The following is a 16,183-nucleotide window of genomic DNA, read 5'->3' on the forward strand; positions in this document are numbered from 1 at the left end:
GAGATGAAGGAAATGATTGAGCGCATCGCTGACAACCCTTTCCGTGGTCGAGTCGTGGCAGTGGAGAGGTTTCTACGTGTGGGAACTCGGTGGAGTTCCGCTTCAACGTGTAGTCGCGTTCCGCTTCAATGTCCCGCTCGAGTGCCCGGATCTCCCTGTGGAGATCCGGGCACTTGATCTATGTGCGACCAGCAGGCGAGTCGCCGTGCCAGGGACTAGCGAAATGTTCGGCTGATCGCGCTGCCGGTCTGGAACAGGGTGATCCACACCAGGAACTTCTGGACTGGACGCAGCGGCCATGCGACAAGTCCTCGCCACCCTTGGCGTCGCGACCAGGACCTGCTGATCCGCAGCTGTGTGCCACCGGTCGCGTTCGCCAAGGTGAATTCAGCCAGAATCGAATTACCCTGCGCGACGTCGGGATAGCCAAAGCTCCATGCGATCCTGTCCGGTTGGTGAATTGCGATGAGCTCAACACTGCGTCGACGAAACTGAGGCTTGATCTTCACAGGTTTGCCGTCTGGATAGATTGCGGGTGCCGTGCCCTCCCAGACCGTACCCGGCATCGCTTCTTGACCGGTCTGGTCGAGGGTGCCGATGCTCGGTTCCCACTCGGGGATACGTGCGGGATCTGTGAGGAACGCCCACACTTCGTCCAGTGGTGCGGATACGAAAGTCTCAATCGTTCCCGTGGTCCGCCCCTTCACTTTCGTTGCAAAGGGCATGGACTTCATAGAGGGCGAGTCGGCCCGATCGAGGCGTTCGATGAGCGCATCGGATGTTGTGCCAAGGCGGCCGAGGATATCCGTGATCAGGCCGCTGGGCTCTCCGACGAGTTCCCGGAGAACGGCGGCAGCATCGCCCGACTTGCCTTTGCTGCTGGATTTCGCGATGAGGTCCCGAGCGGGACGAGTCCACTCGTACCCATCCGTCTCATGGAACACGATGCGCCCGGCCTCGGGGAACGACGCCTCGATGCCGAGTGAAGCCAGCTGTGCATCACGTTGGTCCTCGACGGCGAGACGGGCGCTGTCAATGTCGATACCCAGCTCGCGCAGTGCGCGGCCGGCAGACTGGTCGTTGATGACCAATGCGAGGAACAGGTGGTCGATGTCGGCTTCGCGGAGCCCGAGCCGGGATGCTTCCTCCATGGCGGCCAGGGAAAGCGATTGGCTGGTCTGAGCGGCGCGGACGAGTTTGTTCATCTGTTCCTCCTGGGTGTCGAGATCGCGGGGTCAATTCTTTTGGAGTGCTTCTTGTGGGCAGCTTGTCGCGTCACTCCGAGCGCGTCGGCGATCTCCTGCCAACTCATGCCCGAACGCAACGCGGCCTCGACCTGCCGAAGTTCCAAGGTGTCCGCAAGCACGCGCAAGGACGCTACGGCCCGCAATCCCGCTTTCGGGTCGCTGGTATCGGCTGCTACTGTTGCGATCCGCGGAGACTCCATGTCGTCAACCTATGTTGCTAAGTGGCCGGATGTCAACCTGGGTTGCCTATTTGCTCGGCGAGTTTGGTGTTCGCAGGGCCAAGAGAGGGTCGACGCTTCGGGGATTCGCCGGGTACTGAGAGGTTGGTAAGAGCGGCGACGTGGTGGAGTTTAGATTTTCGAACTAGAGTGCGGACTTGAGGACAGCCCAGAAGCGCGCTTCCGGGCCTGTCGAGCCCGGACGCTCTTCAAGCATCAGCCTGAGCGCGGTTGAGCCCCATGGAGACATACGCGGAGAACCCCGCTCGCTTCGCGAACTTGATGCGTCGCCGCTGTGTCTCGGTGAAGCCGAGCTTGGCGTACAGCCCGAGGGCGGGGGTGTTGGTGTCCTTGATGTCGCGCAGCACGAACTTGTCGGAGGGCAGTTCCAGGAGCCGGCGCATCAGCGCAGTGGCTACGCCTTTGCCCTGATGCTGCGGCGCTGTCGTGACGAACGCAATCTCCGTCAGACCGGTGCGGGCACCGTCATAGGCCCCCATGAATCGACTGCGGATGATCCGATAGCTGATCATGCCGTGTATTGGACCGAGCACGCGCTGGAGCTCGCGCCGATCCGGCTCGAAGCACTCCTGCTCGCCTTCGGTGACGACCGCGACCGCGGCGGGCTCGCCGTCGACGAGCGCGACGTGGAAGCGCTCCAGGATGAGCATCGGGGCGAACGCGTCGGCAAGCACACCGGGGTCCTTGGAGAAGAACGCGAAATCCTCGGCGAACCCTTGCGTGAGAACTTCAGCGATCCTGTGCCGATACCCCTCACCCAGTTCGTCTGCGCGCGCGACTTCGATCTTCATCGGGGTCCTCCTGTGAACATTCGTAGGATCAGCTCGACATCGGGCTCCGCAAATCCCTCCCGAAGAGCAACGTGCATCGTCGTTATACCGGCAAGCATGGCGAAGTAGTGAGAAGTCATTCGGGTTGGGTCTCCCGCGGTGATTTGGCCTGCGGCCTGGCCTCGACTGATGAGCAAGGCGAAGGCCCGCCAGAGCGTCCCCTGCGTTGCGGCCAGTCGCGCCGCAGTCCCCTCAGGAGTGTCCGTCGAGAAGCCCTGGTTGATCACCATGTAGAACTCGGCCGCGCCGTTGTTCGCTGCGAGGTCTGCCACGTATACCTCGGTGAAGGATCGGATCATGGAGAGCGGATCCCCTTCGGTCGAGAGCTGAACGGCGACAGCCTCGAGCCCGCGTGAGGCCTGATCGATTAGTTCATCGAACAGTCCTTCCTTGCTCGCATAGTGCCGGTAGATCGACCCAGTGCTGATTCCCGCCTCGACGGCGATCTGACGCATGTTCGTGGCCGCGAAACCACGGTGCGCGAAGACCCGGACGGCGGCCGTCTCCACAGCAGCGCGTGTGGCTGAACGCAACGCTTCATTCTGTTCCGTTGTCCGCGGCACGAAGATCCTTTCAATGAATTTCTGTTCATTTTATGCTTCGATCGCAGACGGCACAACTCTGTGCTCTTCCTGGGCTGGTGCCCGCGAGGTGCCAGGTGGTCGGTGGATTGATTCGTGGCACCGGTTCGGCACCCAGCGGTTGGTAGTGCCGGAACTCGGTGGAGTTCCGCTTCAACGTGCAATTCTCATGTCTCAATCGCCCTCGATTTCTTTTGGAGCCGGGGGTGATTTTTTGCCTCGTGCCATTGATTCATCACGAAGTGGCGCCGGAAGGAAAGCTCCTCCACATTAGCGATGCCGTTCAAGGTGCATGGGCCTTTTCCCTTATGGGGCAACGCCGCAAGCAGGCTGAGGAACCAGGCCCCGCGTTGCGGCGATTTAACCGACGGTCTGGGAGCCGGATCCGCGCGGCAATCCGGACGAACTCCGCCCTGCGCTCTAGAGCTCTTACTTGGGTGGAGCCCGGAAGCGCGATTAGGGACCTGTTGAGTTCATGGGCACTCAAGTATCGGCCTGAGCTCCCTGCGGCCACTGCCCGCGGCGCGCAAGGAGCTGCCCTGCCGATCATGCCCCGCAGAGGACGGGATTCTCCGGCACCTTGTGCGTGCGGAAGTCAGGCGCGATCCATCGCGTCGATGTATCGCGTCAGCGCGTCGCGGTTCTGCTGGAGCAGGACGATGCGCTCGGCCAGCTTGTCGCGCTGTTCGACGAGCATCGCGCGCAGTTCGGGATCGGGATCGGCAACTATCGTGCTGCCAACGTCGTTCAGGCACGGGAGCATGTCGCGGATGATCCGGCTGGGGACCCCTGAGTCGAGCAGCCTGCGGATTTTCAGCACGCGCTCCACGAGATATTCGTCGTAATCGCGGTACCCGTTCTCCAGCCGCAGCGGCGTGATGAGTCCCTGCTCCTCGTAGTACCGGAGCATGCGCGTGGGCACCCCAGTTCGATTGGCCAGCTCGCCGATCCGCATTCCAGTTCTCCTTCACATCCATGTCAAGGATACGGGTCGGAACCGCCTCCCGGCCACGGCAGCTCTCCGCGAATCCGCCCGCAGGCTGCGCAGTCTGCCATGGTGCCAGAGTCCGCGGACCTGCAGGCACGGTAATTTGACCTTTACATGGATGTCAATGTTCGATGATGGTTCCATGAACAAGGAACAACGCAAGATGATTCTCGGCTTGGCGCTGACTGACGGCTACGGCACCCTGCCCGGTGCCTGGCGCGCACCGCACGTCGACCCCGGAAACTACTCGAAGGTCGAGGAGAACATTCGCTACGCCCAAGCCGCCGAGCGCGGTGGCTTCTCGTTCGTATTCACGCCCGACTTCCCGGCCGTGCGGGGCAGCCTCGAGCATTCGACCGTCAGCAACATCATGGATCCGCTCATGGAGGCGGCCGCGATCTCGCAAGCGACGAACAGCATCGGTTTCGTGCTCACGGGGTCCACGACGTTCCAGGAACCGTTCAACACGGCCCGGCAGTTCAAGACGCTGGACATCATGAGCCGTGGCCGCGCCGGCTGGAACGCCGTCACGACGAGCGACCAGCTCGTCGCGTCGAACTACGGAAAGCCCGTCGCGGACCGGGCCGAGCGATACCAGCGCGCCCATGAAACGATCCAGATCGTGCAGTCGCTCTGGGGCAGCTGGGAGATGGATGCCTGGATCAAGGACCAGGAATCGGGCCGCTTCATCGACCCCGCGAAGCTGCAGCCGATCAACCTCAGCGGCGAGTACGTCGCATCCCGCGGGCCGCTCGCGTTGCCGCCGTCGGAGCAAGGCCAGCCCGTCGTCTTCACCTCGGGAGGACCGAGCCCGCATCTGCTCGAGCTGGCGGGGCGCTATGCGAGCGGCTTCATCACGGAGGTGTGGACGATCGACGAGGCTCGCGCTGCGCGCAGGGCGCTGCGCCGGGCCGCCGAGGAAGCTGGCCGCAACCCTGATGACGTGAAGTTCATCGTCGGCATCATGACCACAGTGTCCCCAACGGTGCGTGAAGGGCTCGACCGGCGCCTGTCGATGTCAGGCGAGGTCATGGAGGCGCGCCTGCCGCACCTCAGCGCGATGATCGGTGTCCCGATCCTGTCCGAGCGCATCGACAAGCCGCTCACGCCCGAGCAGCTGGCCAGCGCTCACGCCTCGCCGCAGGACCCGCGCTCCGGGATCGCGCTCAAGGTGGCGCGCGAGGGGTGGTCGCCGCGCGACATCCTCGCGCACGGCGTGATCGACTACCATCCCGTGACCGTGGGGCCGGGAAGGGTGCACGCTGATCACCTGCAGGAATGGTTCGAGGCCGGTGCCGCCGACGGCTTCTGGCTGTCGCCCGATGTCTATGAGGACGGGGTTGACGCGTTCGTCGACGAGGTCGTGCCGATCCTGCGCGAACGCGGCCTCTATCCCGAGGACTACGTGGGCTCCACATTGCGCGAGAACCTCGGCGTCCCCGGCCAGTACGGACTCGGCGAATGGCTGAAGTGATCACGCCTGATCGGATGCCTGCGAACTCGCTCGTGCTGGTGCCGCTGGTCGCGCCGCTCGTCTGATTGCGGGTCGCAAGAGCAGAGGTTGGCCTGTGCCGGAGCCTCGTGGAGTCCAAGGATAATGTATAGTCGCGTTCCACGCTGACTACTGGATGAGCTGCGCCAGACAGAGGGCAGGATCCGCGCATTGGTGCGGGACACGGGCAAGGGAAATATGGCAGGAGACAGGAATCCATATCGCACGCATACCCCTGATACTTGAAGCAGTTACCGGAATCCAAAAGGAGGCCTGTCTTTGACGCGAGCAGACGATTCGAGCGAAGCACCGATACTTGAAACTGCGCTGGAGATTGTTGCGCACGCAGAACTGGCAGAACAAGATGCCGCGGAGCTTCGCAGACTGTTCGATGCCGAGTACCTGCGGGATGCCGGCATCTGGGATCCGGATCTGCCATATGGCTATGCCCCGCATGATTTCCACATCATGGCCCGGTGCAAAGGCGAGGTTGTCGGCCATGTCGGGTGGGCGCGACGCACGATCGGTGTGGGAGGCCGCGGCCTTGTCGTTGCAGGTGTGGGTGGAGTGCTGGTTTCCGAGCGCGCGCGGGGCCGCGGCCTAGGCGGGATCCTGATGAATCTCGTGGCTTCATCGATGGTTGATGCCGGCGGTATTGCGTTCGGCTATCTCGGTTGTCGCGAGGAGGTGGCCGCTTTCTACAGCTCGTGCGGATGGACTCGGATTTCCGCTGCCGAGCGTTCGATTAGCCGTGGAGGCCACGCAATTTACGACCCGCCGGGCCAACCTCTGCTTATTTTGCCCATCGAGTCCCAGCTTGCTTCCTGGCCAGAAGGTGAAGTCGACCTTCGCGGGCGGGCGTGGTGACGCCCAAGCGATATCCTACGCAGGCTATGACCGGGCTTGGCGATAGCCCGGGCTATTTTTCACGGTCGATGTTGTATATCCCCACAGCTCAACATACCGTTGGAAGAAAAAGGATCGAGCGCTAGGGAAGTGGAGGCAGATCGAATGAGGAAACTTCCCAAGGTAGCCTGGCTACGAGTCTCGGTGTACCTTGGCATCTCGATTTTGGGGCTGGCCTTGTTCCTTGCGTGCTATTGCATGATTTCCGGCCGGTCGCTCGCCGAGGCTCTTGGCAGCTTCTGGATCGCGATAGCAATTGCTCTTGCTACATCCGCTATCACTGCGGTACGCGACCAACGGCAAGACACTGGAACCGAGTATTCCGAGCCGGAACTATAGCCCCTGCCTTTCGGCTGGTTCAGTTGGAAGGCTTAGTTGCGATGCCGTCGAGCCACAGAACATCTGATTCGTCATTGTGCTTGCCTCCGGATCCAACGTGCTTGCTAGCGATAGTCGGTCCCTTTTGAATGACATGGACCATCGCCATGCCGTGGCCCCGGCCCAGCTGGTAGTCCTCCTTGAGCCATGCCAGAATCTCTGCTGCTTTGACCCCTTCTTGGCTAAGGCCTTTCTCACGGGCGATCTCGATCAACTGGCGAGCAGTGAGCCCGGTCTTCATTTCTATGGTGTCCAGATAGGCTTGAAATGACATGGAGAAACCTCTCGAAGGCATGAATAGGTGCCTCGAATACTAGACCTAATCCCACGCCGCGCATAGAAGTAGTAGCCGGAGGATGCCACGCGGCTAGCGCACGAGAACCACGGTGTGCTCCACGACTGGCATCCTTGCGGCCTTCCGCGTCTAATCGCCACCAGTGATGGCGCCCTGATCAGCAGCAACCAGGCTGGTTGAAATGACCCGCAGGCAAGTAAAGACGCATGCCTCGGGACAGTGGAGAACGGCTGCCCGCAAGTGCTGAAGCCTAGTTCCGTCAGCTGAATTCCAACGTGTAATTCTCCGCCGTTGGCAGGTGCCCGGGATCGTCTTCAAACGGCATGTAATCGACTGAATGCAGGTATCCGGCAACAACCCAGAGATCCAGATGCCCCAGCTCCTTGCCATCTTTTGAAACGAGAACAGTGGAGAATGGGCCACCACCATGCCGGACGCTTTGGCAATCGAGTTTGCTTGTGAAGGAAATCGAGAAGCACTCGCATTCTTTGAACTGGTAGCCGCCCCAACGCGCAAACTTCAGTTGCTGTCGAGCCTTTGCTGATTCAGCATCTGTGCCGCTGCAGAGCAAGGCCAGCAGCTCTAGTTCAGCAGGTCGAAGTTCTCCGCCTGGGACTCGCTTAGGTCGGTTATCCATGGGGACAGCCTATATTGCCCTGTGACTAGGAATTGCATCGCTACGTTCCTAGAGCAGCAGCATCGAAGAAGCTACCTCGGAGATCGCCGAAGACGGAATGGCAGTTGAAGCGTTTTCAAGGACGAGCAAGGAAGCGTTCGGGATTTCTTCGGCTAGCACTATGCCGTTGCCGACGGGGAAAAACGGATCCTTTGCACCGTGAACCACCAAGGTGGGGATATCGAGCTCGGACAGCCGCTCGCGCCAGCGCGGAGTGCAGTCCAGCTTGGAAAAGACGATCCCGATCTGGTTTGCCAGATGGGCTTCGGGCTCTGCGCTGGCCGTACGGTCCCAGATGCGGGAGGCCAAGTCCATGGCAACTTCTGGATCATTGCCTAGAATTTGCGAACCCTCGGCGGAGAATTGGGCAACGGCCGCGCGGTCTGCCCAATCCGGCATAGGGCGGGACAACAGCTTGCCCATGGTTGCCTGGTCATGATCTGGCAAATCTTTGTCTACCGGACCGGGAGCTACTGGTCGTGTGCCTATCAGCGTCAGGGCGCCAAATGATTTGGGATGATCCAGCGCCGCAATCTGCGCGATCATGCCGCTGACTCCGATACCGGCTACATGCGCTGGACGGTTATCCAGTAATCTGGCCAGCGCTGCGGCATCCGAGGCCAGATCGCGCAGGTTGTAATCGGGTTTCATCGGGTTCCCGGCCGTTGATTCACCGCAATCCCGCAGGTCGTAGCGAACCACATGGCGCCCGCCAGCGGCCAGAGCCTGGCACAGGGCATCTGGCCAAGCAAGCATGGTGGTTCCGCCGATGAGGAGAACCAATGGATCACTTTTGCTGCCGAAGGATTCGGCACCGAGCTCCACACCGTTGGCTTCAACCGTTCCCATGCGCGACCTGCCTTTGCTATCAGAATCCAAGGATGGCTTGCCTGCCGTCCTGGGGTCAATAGGAATCGGAGTTCTAGAAGAGCGGCCAGGGCACGGCGGGCATCTGCCCCCTATGAGCAGGGAAGTGCCCTTCGCTGCACAGGGTAGCGCAGCGCTCGGCGAGCGCCGCGATTTCTTCATCGTCTAGCAGGTTGGTCAGTTCTTGGCCAAGTTCTGCGTGCAGGGCTTCGCTGACCGTCCGGAGGCCGGCCAGTTCTTCTTCACCCAGCGGTTGGCCAACCCAACCCCAAAGCACGGTGCGCAGCTTGTGCTCTGCGTTGAAGCAGAGCCCATGATCGACTCCGTAGCGGTGGCCACCGGGCATGGCTAGAACGTGGTCGCCCTTGCGGTCTGCGTTGTTGACCAGTGCATCGAAGACCGCCATGCGCCGCAGCGCAGGTGTATCCTCGTGGATCAACGTCATCTGCCGCCCCGATTCATCCTGCCCATGCAGAATGGTCTTCCAACCGCCAGCTGGCACCATGTCCGCGGCTACGATGTCTACTGGGTGCTGTCCTCGATCAACTTCTTGCCATAGCTGCACCATGCCTTCGCCAAACTGCCCTTCGCGCAGCCAAGTGCGCGGGACGAGGTTCCAGCCCAGGGCTTCAGATACGAGGAAGGCGGCAACTTCGCGGTATGCGAGGGTGCCTTGGGGAAAATCCCAGAGGGGTTTCTCGCCAGCAATGGGCTTGTAGACCACGCTGTTCTCGCCGATGCTGCCCAGGAAAGTTGCGTTGGAGGCGGTGGTGATGCGGCCGGTGAGTTCCAGCTGCGCGGTCAGCAGATCGGGAGAGCTCATTCGCCGTTCTCATCTTTGCAAGTGTGCCCATCCGGATCAATCGGATAACCGCAGTTGGCGCACATAGGCCGCCCAGCAGCCACGATCTCGTGGGTGCGCATGGCGAAAGCGCGTGCAGTGCCTACGGGCATGCGCACGCGCAGGAGCGCGCCCGGTCCATCTGGATCAAAGTCGGCTTCATCTTCTTCGTTCAAGGAGAAGGCTTCCAGAACTACCTGCGCTACGGTGGCATCCCATCCGAGATTCATGGAACCCACCCGGAAGGACTCGTTGACTTCTTCCAGCGGATCGTTGTCAACCAGTTCCACCGGAGTATGTTCGGGAACGCTGAAGGGGTTGCCCTTGACGGTGGAGAGCTGATCGAGAATCTCGTCAATCATCTCGGCAACCACCGCGGCTTGCTGTTTTTCCAAGGCGATGCTGGACAGTTCCTTGCCGGCTCTTGCCTGGAGGTAGAAGGTGCGGGACCCGGGCTCGCCGATGGTGCCAATGACAATGCGGTCTGGCCAATTGAATTCGTTGACTGTTGCCGTCATTTCGCTCTCCTTAGTGTCCTGCTCCGCCGCCGACTGGGGCGTCGGTTGTCTTGATTCCTGGGGCTAGCCAGGAGAGGTCTCCGGCGTCGGTGTTGATGGAATACACGCGAGGCGCACCGGTCCCGTAGTGCACAATTGATGCGGAAGCCGGGCCCACATTCAGTCGCTGGAACAGATCCAAATGCATTCCCAGCGCGTCAGCCAGTATCGATTTGATGATATCGCCATGGCTGAAGGCTGCCCATACTGCTCCGGCACCATGTTCGGCCTCGATGGCCGCGTCATGGCGCCTGATGGCTGCTACTGCCCGGGATTGCATTCCGGCCATGGATTCGCCATCCGGGAAGGTCACCGAGGACGGAGCTGACTGCACTGTTTTCCAGAGGTCTTCGGCGGCCAAGTCCTGCAGCGTGCGGCCTTGCCACTGGCCGTAGTCGCATTCCGAGAGTTCGGGTTCAATCAGCAATTGCTCCGCTGGGCTTTGCCGTTGCATGGCGAACTCCGCCGTCTGCACACAGCGTTCCAGCGGGCTTGAGACAACGCCAGCCAAGGGGAGCGCTGCTAGGCGTTCGGCGGTACGAATCGCCTGTTCTTCGCCGGTTTGGTCGAGGAATACTGAGGGGGTGCGTCCGGCCAGTACGCCGGTGGCGTTGGCGGTAGTGCGTCCGTGCCGCACAAGGATTACTGTGGCCATGAACCCAGCCTAGTCATGGAGATGGTGGCAAGCGACTCCTGGGCTGAAAACAGGTCCGGGGCTTCGAAGAGCCCGGCAGGTTCTGGAGGTGCGGTACCTTCACCCGTTGCACCCTTGCTGCAACGCGAGGGCCAGGGCTGATCATTGGTTCGCCGAGCGAACGCTATGGCTCGATGAGCGCCGGGCGAGGTGTGAGTTCAGTCCTCATAACAGCGCCTTTGCTCGTACCGGCTCACGGCATCGGGGTACCATGAAAGTTGGCCAATTCGGGGCGGCAGCTCCCGGAAGTCCCTTGCAAATGACTCGTCGAAAGCGGCGACGCCATGATCCACCACTGGATGTGGTCTTATAAACGGAGTGATAATTCTTGTCTGGAGTCCTCCAGCAGCCAGCGTCAGAACAGCGGTCTGATTCCAAGACACGCACCATCTATGTCGACGGCGAGCATGCTGGCCGGCGGATCGAGAAGTTCCTCCGGGTCCAGCTCAAGACGGTGCCCGCCGGGCAGCTTTTCCGGCTGATGCGCAAAGGGCAACTGCGTGTCAACGGCAAGAAAGTCCAGGAAGGCTACCGGCTAGCCGTAAACGACCAGATCACGCTGCCGGCGCTATATGCAGAACAGGGCGTGGCACCAGCCTTCGATGTCCCGGCACCCTTGCTCAAGCGGCTACGCAACTGCGTCCTGCACGAAGACCAGGACGTCCTGGTGATTGACAAGCCTGCCGGCGTCGCCGTGCACCGGGGAACCGATGTTCCTGCGGGGGTTATCGAAGCTTTCCGCCAGTTGCGCCCCGAGCTGCCGGACCTGGAATTGAGCCACCGGCTGGATCGCGATACTTCCGGGCTGCTGGTGTTGGCGAAGACCCCGAGCATGCTGCGCTACCTGCATGAGATGTTTCGGGAGAGCGAAGAGGAGATAGAACGCCACTACCTTGCGCTCGTTGCCGGGCATTGGAGCTACAAGACCGAATCGATCCACTCGCCGCTGCTGCGCCGTGCCGACAAGGTCGTGGTTGATCCGAACGGGCAGCGAGCCGAAACCCAAGTCACCGTGAAGCAGCGCGTAGGCCAGCGCGCCACCATTCTGGATGTGCAGCTGATGACCGGACGCAAGCACCAGATCCGGGTCCACCTGCAAAGCGAAGGCCATCCGATTGCAGGAGACGACCGGTATGGCTTCGCGAAGTTCAACCGCCGCGTCGAACAGCTTGGGGGTCGCGGGCTGTTCCTGCATGCGACTAAGCTGGTGATTCCCAAGCCCGATGGCCAGGAACTGGTGATCGAGGCACCCATGCCGCAGCGCTGGAAGCAGTTGCTGAAGGCGGGGCTATAGCCCAAGCAAGGCTGGCGGGAGGGGAAAAGATGGCTGAAGGACCCTGGAAGCACGTTGCCGAGGGAGTATTCCAGCGCAGATATGATCCGTTGGATATTACCGTGGGAGCGGTGCTCGGCGGGCAAGGCGTGGCGATCATCGATACCCGCAACAACGCACCCGAAGCACAAGAAATCCTTGACGAAGCCACAACGCAATTCGGACTGCCGATCGTTGCCGTGATCAACACCCACGCGCATTATGACCACACCTTCGGCAACCAGCTCTTTGCCCAGCGGGGAATCCCGATTTACGGCCATCACCGGATCCCCGCGCACTTCGAGCAGTTCGAGAAGCCCCGGCTTGAAATGGTGCAGCGCTCGCCGGAACTCGAACCTGAAATGAATTGGGGCGGTGTAACGCTGACGCCGCCTAGCCACTTGCTGGCCGAACCCTGCACGGCAAATCTAGGCGGACGGGAAGTTGAACTGATCCCGCTGGGTGCCGGGCATACCGACACCGACCTTGCGATCCATATTCCTGATGCCAAGGCATGGTTCCTTGGCGACATCATCGAGCAGTCTGGTCCACCGATGTTCGGCTCGGGCGCCTATCCGATGAAGTGGCCTGTGGTGCTCCAATCCCTGCTAGCGCGCATCCAGCCGGGAGACGTCATTGTTCCAGGCCATGGAGAGCCCGTCGACCGGGAATTCGTCGTTCGGCAAATGCACTGCTTCGAGCTGCTCGCCGCGACCCTGGGTTCGGCTCATGAGAAGGGTGCGGCAATCAAGGACATTGCGTTCCCTGCAGAGCTGCAAGAACTGTGGCCTGCCGATTTCCTTCTCGAAGCTGCCAAGGATGCCTACGCGCAGCTGCCGGGTAACGCGAAGGAACCAGGAAAGCGCGGCGCATGAAGCCAGAGCACGAAATGACCTCATGGCCGGCACTCGACTGAGGGCAGCGGCGGAATGGGCGAAATGTCAGTATTCGTTCTTGATCACGAAGTACGAGCCGCGGATGGTCCCTGCAAGCTTGGACTTCTGGCGAGCGAACTTGAACTTCCCTTCCAGCTCGCTGGGCACAGCCATGCCATCGGAAAGCTTGAAGCCCACGGCGCGCTTCTCGCCGGGATCCAGGCCGTAGAGAACATTGATGGACAAGCCGGACGCGTAGAAGACGTAGGCGCGCTTGGCGCCATCCGCCTCGAACACAGCTGCCTGCAATGGCTTCGATGCGATGTGCAAGTCGCGTTCCTGCGCCAGAATCGTGTGCACCCAAGCTATGGCTTCCCTTGCGTCGTCTGCTTGCTCCACGGCAAAGTCGTGGTTGAACTTGTTCTTCAGATAGCGCGCTTCGTTGGCGCGCAAGCCTGCCAGCGCGTCAGCAACAGGCGAAGTCTCAAGACCGTGGGTGGATATGTCTTTGAAATCGACAAGGTATGGCATGGGCATCCCTTCGGGCGTTGGCCCCGTGGATTCGGTAATTCGTTGTTATCGTACTCCGCGAAACTAGCCGAAGGCACTGAATCCGGTCAGGTCCCTGCCGAGGATCAATGCCTGCACAGACTCGGTTCCCTCATAGGTATGCAAGGCTTCGATATCGCCGAAATGGCGAATCACGTGATTTTCCAGCAAGATTCCATTGCCGCCGAGCAGGTCGCGGGCGGTGGCTGCCACCCGGCGGGCAGCCCGGGTGTTGTGGTACTTCAGCAGCGAAGCTTGCGTGTCTTTCAACCGGCCGGCAGCCTGGGCGCCGGCCACGGCCACGCACTGCAACTGCATATTGGTGATTTCGGCGAGCATTTGCGCCAGCCGTTCCTGCACCATCTGGTGCGCGCCCAGGGGTTTGCCGAACTGCGTGCGCTGCTTGGCGTACTGCAGGGCCGCTTCGAAGACGAACTGGGCATGGCCTAGCGCCGACCAGCCAACATTCACCCGGGTTTCAACCAGTGCCCGCGAGACATCCTTGAATGCGCCGGCCCCGGTGAGCCTGGCGGATTCAGGAACGCGAACGTCCGTGAGCCGGATCTCTGCCTGTTCGATCGCGCGAAGCACGCCCTTGCCGCGCACAGGGGAAGCCTCGTAGCCAGGGGCCTGCTGGTCGAGAATGAACCCCTTGACCCGGGAGTCGGCGACGTCGCGTGCCCACACAATGGTGATGCCTCCGGCGGCTCCATTGCCGATCCATTTCTTATGGCCATTGATGATCCAGTGATCCCCGTCGCGCCGGGCACTGGAATCCAGGCCAACAGAGTCCGAGCCATGATGCGGCTCGCTGAGGGCGAAACCACCGAGCAGCTCACCGGAGGCCACGGGTTCCAGATACTTCTCCTGCTGTTCGGGGCTGCCGAAGAATTTCAGGCTGCGCAGCACCAGGCCGCCCTGCACCGCGGCGGCCGCGGCCATCGAACCGTCTGCGCGCGAAAGCTCCATGGCCACTAGGCCCGCGGCCAGCGGGGAGAAGTGGGCGTGGCCTGGAATCTCAAGACCGTCGGTGAACAAATCGAGTTCGCCCATGCGGCGAACCAGATCCAGCGGATAATGCGCGTTCTCCCAATGCTGGTTGATGCTGGGCAGGATCTCTACTCCGTAGTGCCGGGCGCGGGCCCAATGCTTGCGATCCTCGTCGGTGGCAGCATCGAAAGCGGATAGATAATCGATGTCCAAAGCCGAGGCCAGGTCGTAGGGTGCCCATGGGTCCCGGGTCAATGGGTGCCGCCCGAAGTCTTGTTGCGTTCGGCACGCAGCTGGCGCTTGAGCAATTTGCCCGATTGGTTGCGGGGCAGCTGTGCGGCAAAGTCCACCCGCTTGGGAACCTTGTAGTGCGCCAGCTTGGACTTGACGTGCTCGCGCACCTCTTCGGCGGTGAGCGTGGCGCCGGCCTTGAGCACAATGACCGCGGTCACCGCCTCGATCCAGCGTTCATCATCGATGCCCACCACCGCGACTTCCGCAATTTCGGGCAATTCGTAGATGCAGTCCTCCACTTCGCGCGGGGCTACCAGCACCCCACCGGTATTGATGACGTCCTTGATGCGATCCACCACCTGGATGTAGCCGCCCTGGTCCTTGACCACTTGGTCCCCGGAGCGGAACCAGCCGTCGGCAAATGCCTGCTCGGTTTCCGCCGGCTTGTTCCAGTAGCCGCTCATGACCTGTGCAGAACGGTATTGGATCTCTCCGGGCTCACCGGCATCGGCGAGCTTCCCCTCGGCGGTCATCACGCGCGCTTCGATGAAGAACACCGGGCGGCCGCAGGACGCGGGGCGTGCATCGTGCTCCTCGGGGCGCAGCACCGTGCACAACGGGCCGAGCTCGGACTGGCCAAATCAGTTGTAGAACCCGATCTGCGGATAGCGGTCGCGCAAGCGGGCCAGCACGGTTACCGGCATGATCGAGGCACCGTACTGCGCCTTGGCCAGCGAGCCCAGGTCGCGGGTGTCCAGATCCGGGTGATTGCTCAGAGGCACCCAGACGGTGGGCGCCAAGAACAGCGAGCCGATGCGTTCGGATTCGACGCGTTCCAGGATTTCGCCGATATCGGGTTTGGCGAGCAAGCGGATGCTGGCACCCAATGACAGATAGGGAAGCAGGAACACGTGCATGGCCGCCGAGTGGTAGAGCGGCATCGCGATCAGGGGCCGGTCCGTGCCCTCCAGATCCAGGGCGATAATGGCTGAGACGTACTGGGCCACCAGCGCCGAATGGGTCATCATTGCGCCCTTGGGTGCCGAGGTGGTTCCGGAGGTATAGAGCAGCTGGGCCAGATCCGTGCCGGCCACCGCAGCTCCAGGCGGCGCGGCCTCCACGCTTTCATCCATCGCCGTTTCCAGCACGCTGGTGCTGTTTCCGGTTCCGGGCAGCAGCGGCCAAACATCCTTGACTGCCTGCAGGCCGCCGGCATCGCGCAGTTCCTGGACCAGTTCGAGGCGGGACTCATCGGCGATGACCAGTGCGGCCCCGGAATCGTGCAGCAGGTAGCGCAACTCGTCGCCCCTGAGTGCGAAGTTCACCGGCACGTGGACCAACCCGGCACTGGCGCAGGCGAGGAACAAGATGGCATAGGCGTCGCTGTTCGCTGCATAGGCAGCAACTCGCGAACCGGCCGGCAGGCCTGCCTGCCGCAACCGGGCAGTCACCCGATTCACCCCGTCGGCCAGCTGGCTGTAGGTCCAGTTCCGTTCCCCGAAGGCCAGAGCATTGTCCGCGGGGCAGCGGGCCACCGAGCGGCGCAGCAGCGCGCCCATGGTGTTCTGGTCATCGGAATTCATCGCCGAGGTGGCTCGCAATGCACTCATGGTAGTTTCCTTTGCGGCGGGT

Annotated in this window: 17 protein-coding genes and 1 pseudogene; 4 read left to right on the forward strand and 14 right to left on the reverse strand. The window is 61.6% G+C overall.

The window, feature by feature from the left end; all coding sequences use genetic code 11:
• Window positions 1–215 precede the first annotated feature (215 nt).
• The 5 genes from ACNPN0_RS03385 to ACNPN0_RS03405 all read right to left on the reverse strand — a co-directional run bounded on the left by ACNPN0_RS03385 (window position 216) and on the right by ACNPN0_RS03405 (window position 3,852).
• Entirely contained in the window at window positions 216–1,205 is a 990-nt protein-coding gene (locus tag ACNPN0_RS03385) for a Clp protease N-terminal domain-containing protein (protein WP_388022641.1), read from the reverse strand.
• Window positions 1,202–1,447, reverse strand: coding sequence for a hypothetical protein (locus ACNPN0_RS03390; RefSeq protein WP_015771057.1), 246 nt, complete (start codon window positions 1,445–1,447; stop codon window positions 1,202–1,204). The genes ACNPN0_RS03385 and ACNPN0_RS03390 overlap by 4 nt, the downstream gene beginning before the upstream one ends.
• 227 nt (window positions 1,448–1,674) lie before the next feature.
• Window positions 1,675–2,277, reverse strand: a complete 603-nt coding sequence (locus ACNPN0_RS03395) for a GNAT family N-acetyltransferase (RefSeq protein ID WP_332728461.1) — start codon at window positions 2,275–2,277, stop codon at window positions 1,675–1,677.
• Window positions 2,274–2,849, reverse strand: coding sequence for a TetR/AcrR family transcriptional regulator (locus ACNPN0_RS03400; protein WP_400342106.1), 576 nt, complete (start codon window positions 2,847–2,849; stop codon window positions 2,274–2,276). The genes ACNPN0_RS03395 and ACNPN0_RS03400 overlap by 4 nt, the downstream gene beginning before the upstream one ends.
• Before the next feature lie 643 nt (window positions 2,850–3,492).
• A complete protein-coding gene (locus tag ACNPN0_RS03405; protein WP_388022633.1) occupies window positions 3,493–3,852 on the reverse strand; it encodes a MerR family transcriptional regulator in 360 nt (119 codons plus the stop codon).
• Between the two features lie 175 nt (window positions 3,853–4,027).
• Here ACNPN0_RS03405 and ACNPN0_RS03410 point away from each other — a divergent pair, with 175 nt between their 5' ends.
• Window positions 4,028–5,359 (forward strand): NtaA/DmoA family FMN-dependent monooxygenase, encoded by a 1,332-nt coding sequence (locus ACNPN0_RS03410; protein WP_448937675.1) that lies wholly within the window; start codon window positions 4,028–4,030, stop codon window positions 5,357–5,359.
• Window positions 5,360–5,656: 297 nt separating this feature from the next.
• Window positions 5,657–6,244 carry a GNAT family N-acetyltransferase gene (locus tag ACNPN0_RS03415; RefSeq protein WP_388022628.1) on the forward strand — a complete coding sequence of 196 codons (588 nt, stop codon included), beginning with the start codon at window positions 5,657–5,659 and terminating at the stop codon, window positions 6,242–6,244.
• Window positions 6,245–6,641: 397 nt separating this feature from the next.
• Here the strand turns inward: ACNPN0_RS03415 and ACNPN0_RS03420 are convergent, their stop codons facing one another.
• From ACNPN0_RS03420 to ACNPN0_RS03445, 6 genes are all read right to left on the reverse strand, one after another.
• Window positions 6,642–6,935, reverse strand: coding sequence for a DUF4287 domain-containing protein (locus ACNPN0_RS03420; protein WP_332489176.1), 294 nt, complete (start codon window positions 6,933–6,935; stop codon window positions 6,642–6,644).
• 280 nt (window positions 6,936–7,215) lie between these two features.
• Complete coding sequence (locus ACNPN0_RS03425; RefSeq protein WP_332489177.1) at window positions 7,216–7,593, reverse strand: hypothetical protein; 378 nt, start codon at window positions 7,591–7,593, stop codon at window positions 7,216–7,218.
• 48 nt (window positions 7,594–7,641) lie between these two features.
• On the reverse strand, window positions 7,642–8,481 hold the full coding sequence (locus tag ACNPN0_RS03430; RefSeq protein WP_332498461.1) for an alpha/beta fold hydrolase: 840 nt from the start codon (window positions 8,479–8,481) through the stop codon (window positions 7,642–7,644).
• Between the two features lie 73 nt (window positions 8,482–8,554).
• Complete coding sequence (locus ACNPN0_RS03435) at window positions 8,555–9,322, reverse strand: SCO1664 family protein (protein ID WP_332489179.1); 768 nt, start codon at window positions 9,320–9,322, stop codon at window positions 8,555–8,557.
• The gene (locus ACNPN0_RS03440; protein ID WP_133833662.1) at window positions 9,319–9,858 is read right to left on the reverse strand and encodes a DUF3090 domain-containing protein; all 540 of its coding nucleotides are present in this window, start codon (window positions 9,856–9,858) and stop codon (window positions 9,319–9,321) included. The genes ACNPN0_RS03435 and ACNPN0_RS03440 overlap by 4 nt, the downstream gene beginning before the upstream one ends.
• A 10-nt stretch (window positions 9,859–9,868) precedes the next feature.
• The gene (locus ACNPN0_RS03445; protein WP_388022623.1) at window positions 9,869–10,552 is read right to left on the reverse strand and encodes an MSMEG_4193 family putative phosphomutase; all 684 of its coding nucleotides are present in this window, start codon (window positions 10,550–10,552) and stop codon (window positions 9,869–9,871) included.
• Between the two features lie 367 nt (window positions 10,553–10,919).
• Here ACNPN0_RS03445 and ACNPN0_RS03450 point away from each other — a divergent pair, with 367 nt between their 5' ends.
• Entirely contained in the window at window positions 10,920–11,885 is a 966-nt protein-coding gene (locus tag ACNPN0_RS03450) for an RluA family pseudouridine synthase (protein WP_448937676.1), read from the forward strand.
• A gap of 29 nt (window positions 11,886–11,914) precedes the next feature.
• Complete coding sequence (locus ACNPN0_RS03455; protein WP_332489182.1) at window positions 11,915–12,778, forward strand: MBL fold metallo-hydrolase; 864 nt, start codon at window positions 11,915–11,917, stop codon at window positions 12,776–12,778.
• A 66-nt stretch (window positions 12,779–12,844) separates the two neighbouring features.
• Here the strand turns inward: ACNPN0_RS03455 and ACNPN0_RS03460 are convergent, their stop codons facing one another.
• The 3 genes and pseudogenes from ACNPN0_RS03460 to ACNPN0_RS03470 all read right to left on the reverse strand — a co-directional run bounded on the left by ACNPN0_RS03460 (window position 12,845) and on the right by ACNPN0_RS03470 (window position 16,161).
• Window positions 12,845–13,309: a phage tail protein gene (locus ACNPN0_RS03460; protein ID WP_388022618.1), complete on the reverse strand. Its 465-nt coding sequence runs from the start codon at window positions 13,307–13,309 to the stop codon at window positions 12,845–12,847.
• Window positions 13,310–13,372: 63 nt separating this feature from the next.
• Window positions 13,373–14,572 (reverse strand): acyl-CoA dehydrogenase family protein, encoded by a 1,200-nt coding sequence (locus ACNPN0_RS03465; RefSeq protein ID WP_332489183.1) that lies wholly within the window; start codon window positions 14,570–14,572, stop codon window positions 13,373–13,375.
• Window positions 14,569–16,161 (reverse strand): annotated as a pseudogene (locus tag ACNPN0_RS03470) (fatty acyl-CoA synthetase). Before ACNPN0_RS03470 ends, ACNPN0_RS03465 begins: the two are co-directional and overlap by 4 nt.
• Window positions 16,162–16,183 lie beyond the last annotated feature (22 nt).

The sequence above is a fragment of the Glutamicibacter sp. AGC84 genome (assembly GCF_053543575.1).